Annotated in this window: 13 protein-coding genes and 1 pseudogene; 13 read left to right on the forward strand and 1 reads right to left on the reverse strand. The window is 46.2% G+C overall.

Translation table 11 applies throughout. The features are described 5' to 3' along the window. Positions 1-7: 7 nt before the first annotated feature. From WMO41_RS14135 to WMO41_RS14160, 6 genes are all read left to right on the forward strand, one after another. On the forward strand, positions 8-619 hold the full coding sequence (locus WMO41_RS14135; RefSeq protein ID WP_349230317.1) for an HAD family hydrolase: 612 nt from the start codon (positions 8-10) through the stop codon (positions 617-619). After that, complete coding sequence (locus WMO41_RS14140) at positions 616-1,953, forward strand: M18 family aminopeptidase (RefSeq protein WP_349230318.1); 1,338 nt, start codon at positions 616-618, stop codon at positions 1,951-1,953. The genes WMO41_RS14135 and WMO41_RS14140 overlap by 4 nt, the downstream gene beginning before the upstream one ends. A gap of 35 nt (positions 1,954-1,988) precedes the next feature. Next, positions 1,989-3,449 (forward strand): glutamate--tRNA ligase, encoded by a 1,461-nt coding sequence (gltX, locus tag WMO41_RS14145; protein ID WP_349230319.1) that lies wholly within the window; start codon positions 1,989-1,991, stop codon positions 3,447-3,449. An 82-nt stretch (positions 3,450-3,531) separates the two neighbouring features. Then, a complete protein-coding gene (locus WMO41_RS14150; RefSeq protein ID WP_349230329.1) occupies positions 3,532-5,457 on the forward strand; it encodes a UvrD-helicase domain-containing protein in 1,926 nt (641 codons plus the stop codon). A 146-nt stretch (positions 5,458-5,603) separates the two neighbouring features. Beyond that, positions 5,604-6,140: a cob(I)yrinic acid a,c-diamide adenosyltransferase gene (locus tag WMO41_RS14155; protein ID WP_349230320.1), complete on the forward strand. Its 537-nt coding sequence runs from the start codon at positions 5,604-5,606 to the stop codon at positions 6,138-6,140. A gap of 99 nt (positions 6,141-6,239) precedes the next feature. Further along, positions 6,240-6,569, forward strand: a complete 330-nt coding sequence (locus WMO41_RS14160) for a DUF1292 domain-containing protein (RefSeq protein WP_349230321.1) — start codon at positions 6,240-6,242, stop codon at positions 6,567-6,569. Between the two features lie 162 nt (positions 6,570-6,731). On the opposite strand, the pseudogene WMO41_RS16020 reads toward WMO41_RS14160, so the two are convergent. Beyond that, a pseudogene (locus WMO41_RS16020) lies at positions 6,732-7,070 on the reverse strand (transposase); the annotation flags it as partial. A 132-nt stretch (positions 7,071-7,202) separates the two neighbouring features. Here WMO41_RS16020 and WMO41_RS14170 point away from each other — a divergent pair. From WMO41_RS14170 to WMO41_RS14200, 7 genes are all read left to right on the forward strand, one after another. Beyond that, positions 7,203-7,487 (forward strand): hypothetical protein, encoded by a 285-nt coding sequence (locus tag WMO41_RS14170; protein WP_349230322.1) that lies wholly within the window; start codon positions 7,203-7,205, stop codon positions 7,485-7,487. A gap of 221 nt (positions 7,488-7,708) precedes the next feature. After that, complete coding sequence (locus WMO41_RS14175; RefSeq protein ID WP_349230323.1) at positions 7,709-9,328, forward strand: response regulator; 1,620 nt, start codon at positions 7,709-7,711, stop codon at positions 9,326-9,328. 110 nt (positions 9,329-9,438) lie between these two features. Next, on the forward strand, positions 9,439-10,335 hold the full coding sequence (locus tag WMO41_RS14180) for a sensor histidine kinase (protein WP_349230324.1): 897 nt from the start codon (positions 9,439-9,441) through the stop codon (positions 10,333-10,335). Between the two features lie 33 nt (positions 10,336-10,368). Then, positions 10,369-11,817, forward strand: a complete 1,449-nt coding sequence (locus WMO41_RS14185; protein ID WP_349230325.1) for an ATP-binding cassette domain-containing protein — start codon at positions 10,369-10,371, stop codon at positions 11,815-11,817. 115 nt (positions 11,818-11,932) lie between these two features. Then, on the forward strand, positions 11,933-13,228 hold the full coding sequence (locus WMO41_RS14190; RefSeq protein ID WP_349230326.1) for an AGE family epimerase/isomerase: 1,296 nt from the start codon (positions 11,933-11,935) through the stop codon (positions 13,226-13,228). Positions 13,229-13,295: 67 nt separating this feature from the next. Next, positions 13,296-14,804 (forward strand): sugar ABC transporter ATP-binding protein, encoded by a 1,509-nt coding sequence (locus WMO41_RS14195; protein ID WP_349230330.1) that lies wholly within the window; start codon positions 13,296-13,298, stop codon positions 14,802-14,804. A 36-nt stretch (positions 14,805-14,840) separates the two neighbouring features. Next, entirely contained in the window at positions 14,841-15,041 is a 201-nt protein-coding gene (locus WMO41_RS14200) for a hypothetical protein (RefSeq protein WP_349230327.1), read from the forward strand. Positions 15,042-15,107: the final 66 nt, after the last annotated feature.

The following is a 15,107-nucleotide window of genomic DNA, read 5'->3' on the forward strand; positions in this document are numbered from 1 at the left end:
AAGGAAGATGATCAAAAATATCGTATTCGATATGGGAAAAGTCCTTTTGGATTATGAATCCATGCGCGCATGCCGCCATTTTATCGAAAATGAAGATGACCAGAAACTGGTCTGCAGTGCGGTGTTCGACTCTCCGGAGTGGATTCTTCTGGACATGGGACTCATCTCAGAAGAAGAGGGGCTTGCGAAGATGTGTGCCCGTCTGCCGGAGCGTTTGCAGGAAGCTGCAAAGCAGTGCTTCGCGCACTGGCCGGAATACTGCATGTGGAAGATTGACGCCATGGAGACTCTGGTGCGGGAATTGAAGACAAAGGGATATGGCCTTTATATCTGTTCCAACGCGTCCATCCGTCTGCCGTCCATCTGCATGGATGTGATTCCGGCAGCGGAATGCTTTGACGGCATGCTTTTTTCCGCAGAGATCAAATATTTAAAACCCCAGAAGGAAATGTATGAGCATTTGTTCCACCAGTTTGGATTAAAGCCGGAGGAGTGCTATTTTATTGATGACCTGCCGATGAATATTGAGGGGGCGAAAGCCTGCGGCATGGACGGCCACTGCTTCGCAGATGGCAGTGTAGAGAACTTAAGAAAGGATTTAGAGAAGGTATTAGCATGAGCAAAGCAAATTTAAACTTTGACAAGATGAATGAGGAGTTACTGGCATTTCTGGATCACAGCCCGAGTGCGTTCCACGCAACCGCAAATATGTGTGAGCTGTTAAAAGAGGCTGGCTATACCCGCCTGTATGAGGGAGAAAAGTGGAATCTGGAGGCCGGAAACGGTTATTATGTAACCAGAAATGATTCTGCCCTGATCGCCTTCCGTATTCCGAAACAGGATTTTACCGGTTTCCAGATCATGGCAAGCCACAGCGATTCTCCGGTATTCAAGATCAAAGCCAACGCGGAGATTGAGGTAGAGAACCAGTATGTGAAGCTGAACGTGGAGAAATACGGCGGCATGATCTGCTCCACCTGGCTGGATCGTCCGCTTTCCGTAGCAGGCCGCGTGATCGTGCGCACCGCTGATGGCATTGCCACAAAGCTGGTGAATGTAGACCGTGACCTGATGATCATTCCGAATCTGGCTATCCACATGAACCGCCAGGTAAATGACGGCTATGCCTTCAATCCGCAGAAGGATATGCTTCCGCTGTTCTGTGAGGCGGCAGAGAAGCAGGTAAAGGGCTGCTTTACCGAGCTGATCGCGAAGGAGGCCGGCGTAAAGGCTGAGGATATTCTGGATACTGACCTGTTCTTATACAACCGCATGACCGGTACGCTGCTGGGCGCAGATGGCGAGTTTCTGGCAAGCCCGCACTTAGATGATCTGCAGTGCGCGTTCTCTTCCTTAAAGGGATTTTTAGCGGCAGAGCCGAAGGACAGCGTAGCTGTTCATTGTGTATATGATAACGAGGAAGTGGGAAGCGGCACCAAGCAGGGCGCAGAATCCACCTTCTTAAAGGATATCCTGCACCGCATCAACACCGGTATGGGCCGCACCGAGGAGGAGTATCTGACCGCGCTGGCATCCAGCTTCATGGTATCCGCAGACAATGCCCATGCCATTCATCCGAACCAGCCGGACAAGGCAGACCCGACGAACCGTCCGTACTTAAACCAGGGTATCGTCATCAAGTACAGCGCAAACCAGAAGTACTGTACCGATGCCGTCTCCGCCGCTGTATTCAAGACCATCTGCGAGAAGGCTGAGGTTCCGTACCAGGTATTCTTAAACCGTTCTGACATTCTGGGCGGCTCTACCCTGGGCAACATTTCCGGCACCCAGGTAGCGCTGAACACTGTAGATATCGGCCTGCCGCAGCTGGCGATGCACTCCAGCTATGAAACCGCGGGAAGCCGCGACACCGCATACCTCATTGAGGCCGCAAAGGTGCTCTACTCCGGAAGCTTTGCCGGAAAGGGCGATGGCAGTTATAAAATTGGTTGATTAAAAATTTATCTATAAACAAAGGAGTTTCTATCATGACAAAGATCAGAACAAGATATGCACCGAGCCCGACCGGCCGCATGCATGTAGGCAACTTAAGAACCGCGCTGTACGCATACCTCATCGCAAAGCATGAGGGCGGCGATTTCCTGCTGCGTATCGAGGATACCGACCAGGAGCGTTACGTAGAGGGCGCTACCGAGATCATCTACCGCACCCTGGAAGAGACCGGACTCATTCACGATGAAGGCCCGGATAAAGACGGCGGCTGCGGCCCGTATGTACAGAGTGAGCGCCAGAAAGCCGGCATTTACCTGGAGTACGCAAAGAAGCTGGTAGAAAAAGGCGAGGCATATTACTGCTTCTGCACCCAGGAGCGCTTAAACTCCTTAAAGAAAACCGTCAACGGCGAGGAGATCATGACCTATGACAAGCACTGCCTCCACTTAAGCAAGGAAGAGGTAGAGGCAAACCTGGCAGCAGGCATGCCGTATGTCATCCGTCAGAATAACCCGACCGAGGGAACCACCACCTTTCACGATGAGATTTACGGAGACATCACTGTAGACAACTCCGAGCTGGATGATATGGTCCTGATCAAATCCGATGGCTACCCGACCTATAACTTCGCAAACGTAGTGGATGACCACTTAATGGGCATCACCCATGTGGTGCGCGGCAACGAGTATCTGTCTTCCTCTCCGAAGTACAACCGTCTGTACGACGCCTTTGGCTGGGAGGTTCCGGTTTATGTACACTGCCCGCTGATTACCGATGAATTCCACAAGAAGCTGTCCAAGAGAAGCGGCCACTCCTCCTTCGAGGATCTGATCGATCAGGGCTTTGTATCCGAGGCTGTTGTCAACTACGTGGCACTGCTGGGCTGGTCCCCGACCGACAACCAGGAAATCTTCTCCTTAGAGGAGCTGGTAAAGGCATTTGACTACCACAACATCAGCAAGTCCCCGGCTGTATTTGATATCACCAAATTAAAATGGATGAACGGCGAGTACTTAAAGGCAATGGACGCAGACCGCTTCTACAAGCTGGCGGAGCCGTACTTAAAGGCTGCCATCACCAAGAATCTGGATCTGAAGAAAATTGCAGGCATGGTAAAGACCCGTATCGAGATCTTTCCGGACATCGCAGCCCAGGTAGATTTCTTCCAGGAGCTGCCGGAGTACGATGTGGCTATGTACACCCACAAGAAGATGAAGACCAACTCCGAGAACTCTCTGGAGGTATTAAAAGATGTGCTGTCGATCCTGGAAGCACAGGAGGACTTCACCAACGACGCGCTTTACGCTGCATTATCCGCTTATGTATCCGAGAAAGGCTACAAGACCGGTTTTGTAATGTGGCCGATCCGTACCGCGGTATCCGGCAAGCAGATGACTCCGGCCGGCGCAACCGAGATCATGGAAGTGCTGGGCAAGGAAGAGTCCCTGGCCCGGATCCGCAAGGGTATTGAGATGCTGAGCGCAGTAAACGCGTAAGAGGTTGTACACGGTGTCTGCATCGGATGCTTTCGTGGCGAAGACATCCCGTGCGGATTGAATGAAGAAAGGAACCGCATACATGGCGTTTCATGAAGCACAGCTGCAGGCCATCCATCACAGGCAGGGGCCGATGATGGTGCTTGCAGGACCGGGATCCGGCAAAACCACTGTCATTACCCACCGGGTGAAATACCTGGTGGAGCAGTGCAATGTGGAGCCGGGCAGCATTCTGGTGATTACATTTACAAAAGCCGCTGCGCAGGAAATGCGGCAGCGATTTGAAAAGCTGACGGAGGGGCGCAGGCTCCCCGTCAGCTTTGGTACGTTTCATGCAGTATTTTTCGCAATCTTAAAGCGGGCCTACCGCTATGACGCGTCGAATATCGCGCGGGAAGAGCAGCGCACCCAGATTATTCGGGAACTGGTGGACAAGCTCCAGATGGATGTGGAGGATGAGGCGGAATTTACCGCCCAGATCCTCTCTGAGATCAGCCTGGTGAAAGGCGAGATGATGAATCTGGATTACTACTATTCCAAGAACTGTTCAGAGGAGCTGTTTAAGAAGCTGTACCAGGGCTACGAGAAGGCTATGGTGGACAAAGGGCTTCTGGATTTTGATGACATGCTGGTGCTCTGTTACGAGCTGTTTACCCAGCGAAAGGACATTCTGGCGGCATGGCAGAACAAGTACCAGTACATTCTCATCGATGAATTTCAGGACATCAACCGGGTACAATATGAGATTGTCCGGATGCTGGCGGCACCCCGGAACAATCTGTTCATCGTGGGCGATGATGACCAGTCCATCTACCGGTTTAGGGGAGCGAAGCCGGAAATCATGCTGGGCTTCGAGAAGGACTATCCCCAGGCAAAGCGGACGCTTTTGGGGATAAACTACCGTTCCACCTCGAATATTGTGGATTACACCGGACGATTGATCCGTCATAACAAGACCCGGTTTGAGAAAGAGATCCGGGCGGCAAGAGGCGCAGGCAGGCCAGTGACAACCTCCGGCTTTGCCGATGCCCAGACTGAGACGAAGATGATTGTAAAAGAAATTCAGGACTATGTGCAGATGGGATATCAGCTGTCTGACATTGCCGTGCTCTACCGCACGAACCTGGAACCGCGCCTTCTCATGGAGCGGCTGATGGAATACAACATTCCGTTCCAGATGCGGGATGCTCTGCCAAACATTTATGAGCACTGGATTACCCAGGATCTTCTGACATACATCCGTATGGCGTCTGACCCATTGGCAGAGAAGCATCAGGCAAAGCGGGCGGATGTGCTGCGCATCATCAACCGGCCGAAACGCTACATCAGCCGGGAAGCGCTGGATGGGCAGATTATCTCCTGGGACAGCGTGAAATCCTGGTACCGGGCGAAGGACTGGATGGTGGAACGCATTGAAGATCTGGAGTATGATCTCAAAATCTTAAAGAAGCTGGCGCCGGTGGCGGCAGTCAACTACATCCGAAAGGCCATTGGCTATGACGAATATCTGAAGGATTACGCGGAGTACCGGCGCATGAAGCCGGAGGAACTGTTTGACCTGGCGGACCAGATCCAGGAGAGCGCATCCGGCTACAAGACTATGGAGGCCTGGCTTCTTCATATGGAAGAATACGGGGAGCAGTTAAAGCAGCAGGCCCAGAACCGGGGCGAGCGGGACCTGGACTGTGTTGCCCTTATGACCATGCACAGCTCCAAGGGTCTGGAATTTCCGGTGGTTTATATCATGGATGCCAACGAGCGGGTAACGCCCCACCACAAGGCGGTGCTGGAGGCGGACCTGGAGGAGGAGCGCCGCATGTTCTATGTGGCCATGACCCGGGCCAAAGACCGGCTTCATGTGTATTATACAAAGGAGCGGTACGGAAAGCCTCAGGAACGGTCCCGGTTTATTGATGAATACCTGTATCCCGACGGTGCGCCGCCGGGGGAATTTCGGCCGGGACCGCAGCAGAACGGAGTTATGAGAAATTATGTAACTGTTCAGTAGGTCTGCGCATTCACTGCGCTGACCGTATGAAAACATGGGCTTGCAGGCAAAAATCCCATTGCCGAAGGCAATTTTCAATGGATTTTTGCCCGTAACTGTGAGGGTACTGAACAGTTACGAAATTATAATGGAAAGGTGGTACGGTGATGAAAAAAGAGAAGCATGGCCTGGTCCACATTTACTGTGGCAATGGCAAAGGCAAAACCTCCGCGGCTGTGGGACTGGCGGTCCGCGCGGCCGGCCGGGGCATGAAAGTCCTGGTGGTGCGGTTTCTGAAAACCGAAAACTCCGGGGAAGTGGAAGTGCTGCGAAGCATTCCCGGCATTACTGTAACACCTTGTGACCGAACCTTCGGTTTCGTGTTCCGCATGACCGAAGAACAGAAACAGGAAGCCGCCCTCTACTATCAGAGCCGGTTTGAGACCGCGGTGACAGAAGCCGTGGAGAACAATTACGACCTTCTGATTCTGGATGAGATTCTGGCATCCTGCAATTATGGCATGGTAAACGAACAGTCCGTCACGGAATTTTTAAAGAACCGGCCGGAAAATCTGGAAGTGGTGCTGACCGGGCGGGACCCATCAGAAGCACTGCTGGAGCTGGCCGATTATGTGTCGGAGATCTGCATGCGGAAGCACCCATACCAGAAAGGCATCCCGGCCCGCAAAGGAATCGAATTTTAGATATTGCTTTTGCGGCGGCTATCTGATAAAGTGGAGAGGTAATATTTTTTTAACAGACGAAACCACTGAAAACCAATTTTAAAAGTGAGGTACATTTTTATGGCAAAGAACCAGAACGAAGAGATGGATTTAGAGCAGGAGGAGATGACTGTCACCCTGACCCTGGATGATGGCAGCGAGGTAGAGTGCGTTGTGCTCACCATCTTTGAGGCAGGCGACCGTGACTATATCGCACTGCTCCCGACCGAGGGCGCAGAGGCAGACGAGGGCGAGGTATACTTATACCGCTACGAGGAAGACGAGGACGGCAACCCGAGCCTGGACAACATCGAGGATGACGACGAGTACGAGGTAGTTGCAGACGCTTTCGATGAACTGCTGGACGATCAGGAGTTTGACGAGATCGTAGGAGAAGACGAGCTGGACTAAAATAGTATCGGAAACAATCGGTCTCAGGCACAAAAAAGGTAGTGGCTTCCATTATCTACGCGCCTGCAGACCGATTTTTCCGTATTGAACTCTAATGTTTTTTCTGCATCACAAACAGGCCTCCTGCTGGAGACCGTTTTTCGCATATTCTGTTATCATATCTCAACACAACATATATTCCCCATCAACTCGAAATGTAGTTACCGGTGCACCACAGCACCGACACTTTCGAATGTCATGTTTATAGAGAATCAGGATCTTCTCAGCAGTACTTTTTCCTCTCAGCCTTGAAATATACTGCTGGCACCCCAGAAGATTCCGGCAAAGAGTCATTTTTTCTTTTTTACTGCGACAGGAAAGAAGACCATAGTGGCGGATTCTCATAAATCCTTTCGGAAGCATATGCATCAGAAACATTCGAATAAATTCAGTTCCTGGCACAGATACGGACACCATTCTTCCTTCGTTTTTATAATCTTTTGCTTTATAGATGACATGATTTGAGCGTCAAAAGGTATAGCCCTTCCGCTGAAATATTTGCACATTGAAAATTGAATATATTGTTGTAAAAGCAAGCGTTTTTGTGTCATTTCTGTTAAAATAGAAGCAGAGATTACGAATGGAGGCTTTCATATGTCATTTGTCCTTAATAACTCGGATGAACAACAGTTATCCCTTTTTGATTCCTTTAACAGCCTGACCGACCGGGAAAAAAGATTTCTCGATAAGTCATGGGCAAAGTACTTTGCAGAACATATTTTTCCAAAGATTGACGAGAAACCTTATGCCGTTCTGTATAGCGGTAAGGATTCAAGACCCAATACTCCGGTTAATATCCAGAGTGGTGCCCTGCTTATTAAGGAACTGACGAATCTTTCCGATAAGGAATTTAGTTTTTATCCTCTGCATCTGGCGTAAATCTATTGAAGATGATACACTGATATACTGGTACATCGTTTTTGAAATAACTATACTACTCATTTGTCTGCGAATCTGATTACACAGGTCTAAAAGCCTCAGCGTAGCCCGCTACGCCTGCGTTTTTAGACCTGCACACTCAAATCCGCATCCTACGCGATTAGTACAGTTATTTACGAAACGATATATCAGGAGATGTTTTGTGCAATGAGGAGGGGAACATGCTGAAGGTATTGATCGCAGATGATGAAGAAAAGATCTGTCAGCTGATCATAAAGCTGATCAACTGGGAAGAAATGGGGTTAAAAATAGTGGCAACTGTTTCTAATGGTATTGAGGCATTAGAGCAGGCAGAAATCTGTAAGCCGGATATTGTGATCACAGATATACGTATGCCGGGAATTGATGGGATGGAGCTGATCCGGAAAGTAAAAGAAAAACTGCCGGATACAGAGATCATCATAATCAGTGGATACAGGCATTTTGAATACGCCCAGACGGCGATCCGTTATGGTGTGAGAAATTATCTCTTAAAGCCTATTAATAAAGAGGAATTACGGGATACCTTACAAAAGATCGCAGATATTTACAGGGAGAAAAATGAACAGTTAAATTTTGAAGAAAGAGTCCGCCTTGCCTTAAAAAATGATGCAGGAAAGCTGCGTACCAGTTTTATTTCCCGTATAATCTACGGAGACCGGGAGCGGGAAAATATTATCAGCCTGAAAGAACTGAACAACCAGTATCATTTCCATTTCCGTGAGGGAGTATTTCAGGTTGCAGCCATCAAATTTGACCATGTAAGCCACAATGACAGCTGTATTTCTTTCCTGGCAGACAAGGCAGCAGGTCTGGCATTACAGTATCTGGAACCGGTATGTTTTGACCATGAGGTTTATGCAGAGTACTCTACCTTTTATATTTTGTTGAATTTCAGGGAAGAAGAGAGTAAAAATGTGCGGAAAAATGTTCGCCAGATGATGGATGAACTGAAAGCCCAGGAAAGTATCTTAAATGGAATGAGTGTTACCATAGGAATGGGAAGCATGGTAAACACAGCGGGCGGTATCAGGAAGTCTTTTCTGGATGCTGTATTTATGATTAAGCAGAGGCTTCTTTTAGGAACCGGGCGGATGTTGGAAATGGATGAAGCACAACAGAGAAAAAATTCTGATTTTATAAATAGTGAGGCATTTTATCGTTTTAACAGGGAAATGGAACGGGCAGTCGAAGCTTTAAATGTAGTAGAGACAAGGCGGACGATTGAAGGTCTGCGGGATGTATTAAAGAACTATCCGGGGATCACCGGTTATGAGATCCTGCAAATGACTAAGGAAGCCTGCAATCATTATCTGTTTTGCATGAAGAGCAGGGGGATCCGTGTGGACAGTGAAGCTAAATTTGTGGAAGAATTCAGCAAAGACGCAGGGGAATGTGCAGATATAGAAGAACTGTTCCGCCTTTTAGGTGGGACGATAGGAAGATCTCTGCAAAAAGCTTCTGAAGCGAAGAAGGCAGAAGATCACCGGCCCATACGTCAGGCAAAGCAGTACATAGAAGATAATTATAGCCGCTCGCTTACCTTAGAAGAAGTAAGTGAGATGGCTGGCTTTGCTCCTGGATATTTCAGCACGCTTTTTAAGAAAGAAACAGGGGTAACTTTTCTGGAATTTTTGCAGTCAGTGCGTATGGATGCAGCGAAAAAACTGCTGGTTTCCGGAAATGAGGGAATGAATGTGATCTGCGAAAAGGTAGGCTATGCAGATGTGAAATATTTCACGAAATGTTTTATAAAATATACCGGACTGAAGCCGGGAGAGTACAGGAAGATCTATTCATGAATAAAGAAAGTTATCTTTTTGACCGTATACGTTGGGGCGCAGCGATTTTTTTGATTTTTCATATCAGTCTGTTGTTCATCCTGTTCCTTCAGGATTGGAAGACGGGGAAAATGAAGTGGTTTATTCTGTTTTTAGGAGTGCTTTATGTTATCCTGCTTTATGCCGCTTATCAGCTGATCTACCGGCCTTTAAAAGTGAACAGCCGGATAAAGGCGGCTTTTGCCAGAGGGGACAGTTATGAGGATATTTACCATATGCCTTATCTTTTAAATGAGGAAGAACAGAATATGCTGCGTCGTTTTTATGCCCTGTTAGACAAAAGCGAGCTGATCACTGTATCTAAGAAAAGATCGGAATATCTGGCATTACAGAATCAGATCAATCCCCATTTTCTTTATAATACCCTGGAAGGCATCCGGGCAGAGGCGCTGATCGCAGGTGTGGATTCCATTGCGGAGATGACGGAGGCATTGGCAACTTACTTCCGTTATACCATTTCCCAGGTAAATAACCTGGTCACATTGGAAGAAGAGCTGGCAAATGTGGAAAATTATTATTATATTCAGCAGTTTCGTTTTGGCAGCAAGCTGGATCTGAGGATCCGCTATGATTGTGAGGATGAAGAGGAAGCGCTTATATGCCAGCTTCCTAAGCTGACTTTGCAGCCGATTGTGGAAAATTCCATTTATCATGGGCTGGAACGCAAGATTGGAACAGGTCATCTGGATATTAAGATCACTATGACAGACAGTCATCTGATCATTATGATCTCAGATGATGGTGTAGGGATTGAAAAAGGTCAGGTGAAGGTTATGAATGAACAGCTGAGAGCACTGAGACTGGAAGAGGAAAACAGCGGGGAAACCGGTAAAAAAGGCGGAATTGCAGTTAAAAATGTAAATAACCGTATTAAGCTTTTGTTTGGGGAAGAATATGGCATTTATATCTACAGCCAGCCGGATTCGGGAACGGATGTGGAAATCACACTTCCGGTCGTAAAGAATTGATGTAACGAACATGCTGATAAACAGGAGGCAGCTATGAAACAGGAAATACTTCGTTTTGAAAATGTGACCTGCAAAAAAGACGGGGCTGTTTATTTGGATAATTTCAGTTTTTATATGACTGCAGGTGAGATCGTAGGGATGCTTTCTGTCAATGACCGGGGAATCAAAGAACTGATCGAACTGACGGCAAAGAACCATCCTATTGATGCAGGAAGAGTGTATATGGACGGCAAACTGGTAAACAGTTATTTAAATCAGGAAGAAACGTCTAACCGTATTTATCAGATCGACCAGAAAAGCTCTCTGATCAATGATCTGTCTATAGCGGATAACCTGTTTGTTATGCGCCCCGGATTTAAGAAACAGGTGATCAATGAATTGGTTTTAAGAGAACAGGCAGATAGAGTCTTAAAACAGCTTTCCATGGATCTGGATCTGAATAAAAGGGTGGAAAGGCTTACTACCATGGAGAGGATCATGGTGGAGATTGCCAAGGCCTATTTAATGGGAAGCAAGCTTTTAGTGGTGCTGTATCCGGAAAAACTGATCGGTCAGGCAGATTTCCCGCAGTTTCACCAGCTTTTAAGAAAAATGCAGAGCATGGGGATCTCTACGCTGTATTTCTGCTATCATCACTGGATCATGTTTAAAATCTGCGACAAGATCGCCCTGTTTTCCAGAGGAAGGATAAAAAAATTATTTGAACCAGAAGAATTCAGGGAAGAGGCTATAGCTCCCTATATTTATTATTTTAAAGAAAATACAGTATTTAAGCCGAAAGTGGATCAGGGATATATGCTGGAGCTAAAAAACATTACAGATGGGGACATACATAACCTGAGTCTGGGAATTAAGCCTGGGGAATGCATTACGCTTTTGGATTCAGATGACCAGATCATAGACAGGCTGACCGGGATCCTTGCAGGGAAATACATGGACTATGAGGGGGAGATTTTCTGTGCACACAAAAAAATGGAAAAAAAAGTAAAAAGCAGTCTGGACCAGGGAATGATCGTTTTAGATGATAATCCAATGCAGTCTTTCCTTTTTTCGGAAATGTCCTATCTGGAAAACCTTACCTTTTTACTGGACCGTAAATTAAAGAAAAGTATTTTAAAGCAGTCGTATATTAACAGTGTGCGCAATGAATATTATGGGGAAGCAGGAGATGTTATTGACACAAAATATATTGCTTCCCTTTCTTTAAAGGAAAAATTCGGGCTGGTCTATAATAAAATAAGCCTGTTCCATCCTAAAATCCTGGTGGTAAAAAAACCTTTTGCTTATGGGGATATGCATTGCCGTACCTATATTTTAAAACGGATGCAGGAACTGAAGGCAGCGGGAGTATCTATTCTGCTTTTGACCGGCTATCTTACAGACTGCGTATATATATCAGACCATATCGGGATCGTAAAAGACGGAAGTTTTTCCGTACTGTTAGAGCCACAGGAGTACGAGATCACCAGCAGACTTTTCTGATAAATGTCTGCATTATTCTGAAAAATGTCTACCCTATTCTAAAAAGTGTCCCCTTATTATTTCCTCCTGTTTTGTTATAATTTTCCTAACAGAAGAACAGGAGGGGTAAATGATAATGGAACAGTTAACGAGAGAAAAACTCCTTACAGTAAAAAGAGAGATGGAAGGCTTTATGAAGGAAAGTGTTCCATTTTGGCTTGAAAATGGGATTGATAAAGAATACGGCGGTTATCTGGTATGTTTTGATTCCAAAGGAAAGCTGATGAAGGAGCTGGCAGTATTAACTCCTGAGGATAAAATGATCGTAACCCAGACACGTATGATCTGGGGATTTTCGGCACTTCTTCGCAATGGTCTGGCAAAACGTTATGGCTGGGAAGAAAAATGCAAAGAAGCAGCAAAACAGGGTGTAGATTTCTTCATTGATAAATTCTGGGATAAGAAGAACACCGGCTGGGCATGGGTAACAGACCGGAAGGGAAATGTCCTGGATAATGGGAAACTGGTTTATGGACAGACCTTTGCAATCTATGCGTTAGCTGAATATTATATGGCTACCGGTGATGAGCGAGGTATCGAATATGCGGAAAAAACCTTTGATGCGCTGAAAAAATATGCAGCAGACACTTTCTACGGCGGCTATTTTGAGAACTTCAAAGAGGACTGGACGCTGGAAAGTGCCGGAGTTTATGGAGGAGACCTGAAATCCCTGGATATCCACATGCACACCATGGAAGCATATACAACTCTTTATGAGGCAACCCACAAGGAAGTACATAAGAGAGCTCTTCAGGAAATCATTGATATTGTGTTAAAACACATGGTTGATTATGATTTCTGGTGTGGAAGAAATCAGTTTAGTATTGATTTTACACCAAAGCCGGCTATTTCCATTCGCAGAACCTGGAATTATGACAGAGATCCGGAAAGTGCTAACAAAAATCCATTAGATACTACTTCTTATGGACACAATATTGAACTGATCTGGCTGTTGAACCGTGCATATGAAGTGTTGGGACTTCCGCCTGCCAGAGAATTTACCAGAAAATTTGCAGATTACACACTGGCAAATGGCTGGGACAATATCCACGGCGGTATTTACAGAGATGGAATGCACGATGGCCGTATTGTTGTAACAGATAAAGAATGGTGGCAGAACTTTGAGTCACTGACAGGTTTCCTTGACTCCTACCAGGCTACTGAGGATGAGAGATATCTGGATACATTCATAAAGTTATGGGAATTTGATAAGAAATATTTCTATAATCCGGAAGTTGGAGAGTCCAGACAGCTGCTTTTAGCAGACGGAACACCTGTGATCGATGATACGGGAAATCAGTGGAAATGTATTTATCATACAGACCGCGCCATGATGGAGTGCTGTTTGAGGATCGAATCACTGACGGAATAACGTTGGTGCAGATGGAAAGCATCTTTGAAAGGAAGCAAATATGGGAGAAAAGAAGGCAGAGGTGCCTGTGGGGAAAGAACTGGTCCGAATGACAGGCATTATGAAAGAGTTTCCCGGTGTAAAGGCCTTAGATAGTGTAAAATTGGATCTGTATGCCGGAGAGGTGCTGGCACTGTTGGGGGAAAACGGTGCAGGTAAGTCAACACTGATGAAGATCCTTTCAGGTGTTTATCAGAGAGATGATGGAGAGATCATCCTGTTTGGGAACAAGATTGGTGAGTGGGATGCAAATAAGGCAAAAAATGCAGGTGTTTCCATTATCCATCAGGAATTAAATATGTGTACTCATTTAAGTGTGGCGGAGAATATTTTCCTGGGACGGGAACTGATAAAAAATGGTCGTCTGGACAATGAACGGATGAACCAGGAAACAAAAGAAATCCTTCATAAGTTAAATATTGATATTGATCCAAGGGAACAGGTCAGTGAACTGGCTGTATCCAAACAGCAGATGGTGGAGATCGCAAAGGCACTTTCACAGAATGCCAAAGTATTGATTATGGATGAACCTACTTCAGCACTTACATCCAAAGAGATTGATGATCTGTTTAAGATCATCAATCAATTGAAGTCGGAAGGTATTGGTATCATCTACATATCCCACCGTCTGGAGGAACTGCAGCACATTGTAGATCGTGTTATCATCATGCGCGATGGAAAATACATTACCCAGATGCCGTATGATATTAACAGGATGGATGAGATCATTGCCAACATGGTAGGACATGAGATCAAGGAGAAATTCCCAAGAGTGTCCTGTGAAAAAGGCAAAAAGATCCTGGAAGTAAAGCATCTGAATGCAGGAAGAATGGTCCGGGACATTAATCTGGAATTATATGAAGGTGAGATCGTAGGAATTGCAGGATTGATGGGTGCAGGACGTACAGAAACAACTCGTGCGATTTTCGGTATTGATTCGAAAGAAAGCGGAGAGATCTTTATTGATGGAAAAGAAGTAAAGATCAGCTGTCCGGCAGATTCCATTAAAGCAGGTCTGGTACTGGCACCTGAGGACAGAAAAAAAGACGGTCTCTGTACAAGACTTAGTATTGCAGATAATATTGCCCTTCCGAACCTGGATATACTTTGTGAAGGTCCGGAGGGGACTGTAAATCGGAAAAAAGAAAAAGCAATGGTTGATGATGCTGTAAAATCCCTGAAGATCAAGCTCCCTAACGCACAGGTAGATGCAGGAAGCCTTTCAGGAGGAAATCAGCAGAAAGTGGTAGTTGCCAAGTGGCTGGCCAGAAATTCAAGAGTTGTTATCTTTGATGAGCCTACCAGAGGTATTGATGTAGCTGCCAAGGTAGAGATTTATAACCTGATGAATCAGCTGAAGCAAAATGGCATTGGTGTTATGTTTGTTTCTTCTGAAATGCCAGAGGTAATGGGAATGAGTGACCGCATTATTGTTATGTGTGATGGCCGTATTACCGGAGAACTTTCAGTAGAAGAGGCCACCCAGGATATGATCTTAACTAAGGCAACGCAGTTTGAACAGAAAACAGCGTTATAACGAATTTTGGATTTAATCTCATCAAGGAGGGACAATATGAGCAGTTCAAGTGATAAAAAGCCCGGTGTACTGGGACGTTTCCTTTCCCAGAGGGGAATGGGACAGGTTATAACCGTAACGGGGGGCCTGATCGTTTTATGTCTGGTATTTGGATTTATCAATCCTAATTTCTTTACTTACAGAAATACAGCGAACCTGCTGCGTCAGATCGCACCTACACTTCTAATGAGAGTATGAGAAAATCTCTGTAAATAAGATTCTTCTATGATAATTAAGAGCGATAAGCTTGTGAATCAGGCTTGT

It is taken from the genome of Ventrimonas faecis, assembly GCF_040096075.1.
Classification (GTDB): domain Bacteria; phylum Bacillota; class Clostridia; order Lachnospirales; family Lachnospiraceae; genus Brotaphodocola; species Brotaphodocola faecis.

Excerpts from the sequence above, each read along its gene's own strand:
- WMO41_RS14135 (WP_349230317.1), top strand. The coding sequence starts at position 8 with ATGATCAAAAATATCGTATTCGATATGGGAAAAGTCCTTTTGGATTAT.
- WMO41_RS14140 (WP_349230318.1), top strand. The coding sequence starts at position 616 with ATGAGCAAAGCAAATTTAAACTTTGACAAGATGAATGAGGAGTTACTG.
- gltX (WP_349230319.1), top strand. The coding sequence starts at position 1,989 with ATGACAAAGATCAGAACAAGATATGCACCGAGCCCGACCGGCCGCATG.
- WMO41_RS14150 (WP_349230329.1), top strand. The coding sequence starts at position 3,532 with ATGGCGTTTCATGAAGCACAGCTGCAGGCCATCCATCACAGGCAGGGG.
- WMO41_RS14155 (WP_349230320.1), top strand. The coding sequence starts at position 5,604 with ATGAAAAAAGAGAAGCATGGCCTGGTCCACATTTACTGTGGCAATGGC.
- WMO41_RS14160 (WP_349230321.1), top strand. The coding sequence starts at position 6,240 with ATGGCAAAGAACCAGAACGAAGAGATGGATTTAGAGCAGGAGGAGATG.
- WMO41_RS14170 (WP_349230322.1), top strand. The coding sequence starts at position 7,203 with ATGTCATTTGTCCTTAATAACTCGGATGAACAACAGTTATCCCTTTTT.
- WMO41_RS14175 (WP_349230323.1), top strand. The coding sequence starts at position 7,709 with ATGCTGAAGGTATTGATCGCAGATGATGAAGAAAAGATCTGTCAGCTG.
- WMO41_RS14180 (WP_349230324.1), top strand. The coding sequence starts at position 9,439 with ATGAAGTGGTTTATTCTGTTTTTAGGAGTGCTTTATGTTATCCTGCTT.
- WMO41_RS14185 (WP_349230325.1), top strand. The coding sequence starts at position 10,369 with ATGAAACAGGAAATACTTCGTTTTGAAAATGTGACCTGCAAAAAAGAC.
- WMO41_RS14190 (WP_349230326.1), top strand. The coding sequence starts at position 11,933 with ATGGAACAGTTAACGAGAGAAAAACTCCTTACAGTAAAAAGAGAGATG.
- WMO41_RS14200 (WP_349230327.1), top strand. The coding sequence starts at position 14,841 with ATGAGCAGTTCAAGTGATAAAAAGCCCGGTGTACTGGGACGTTTCCTT.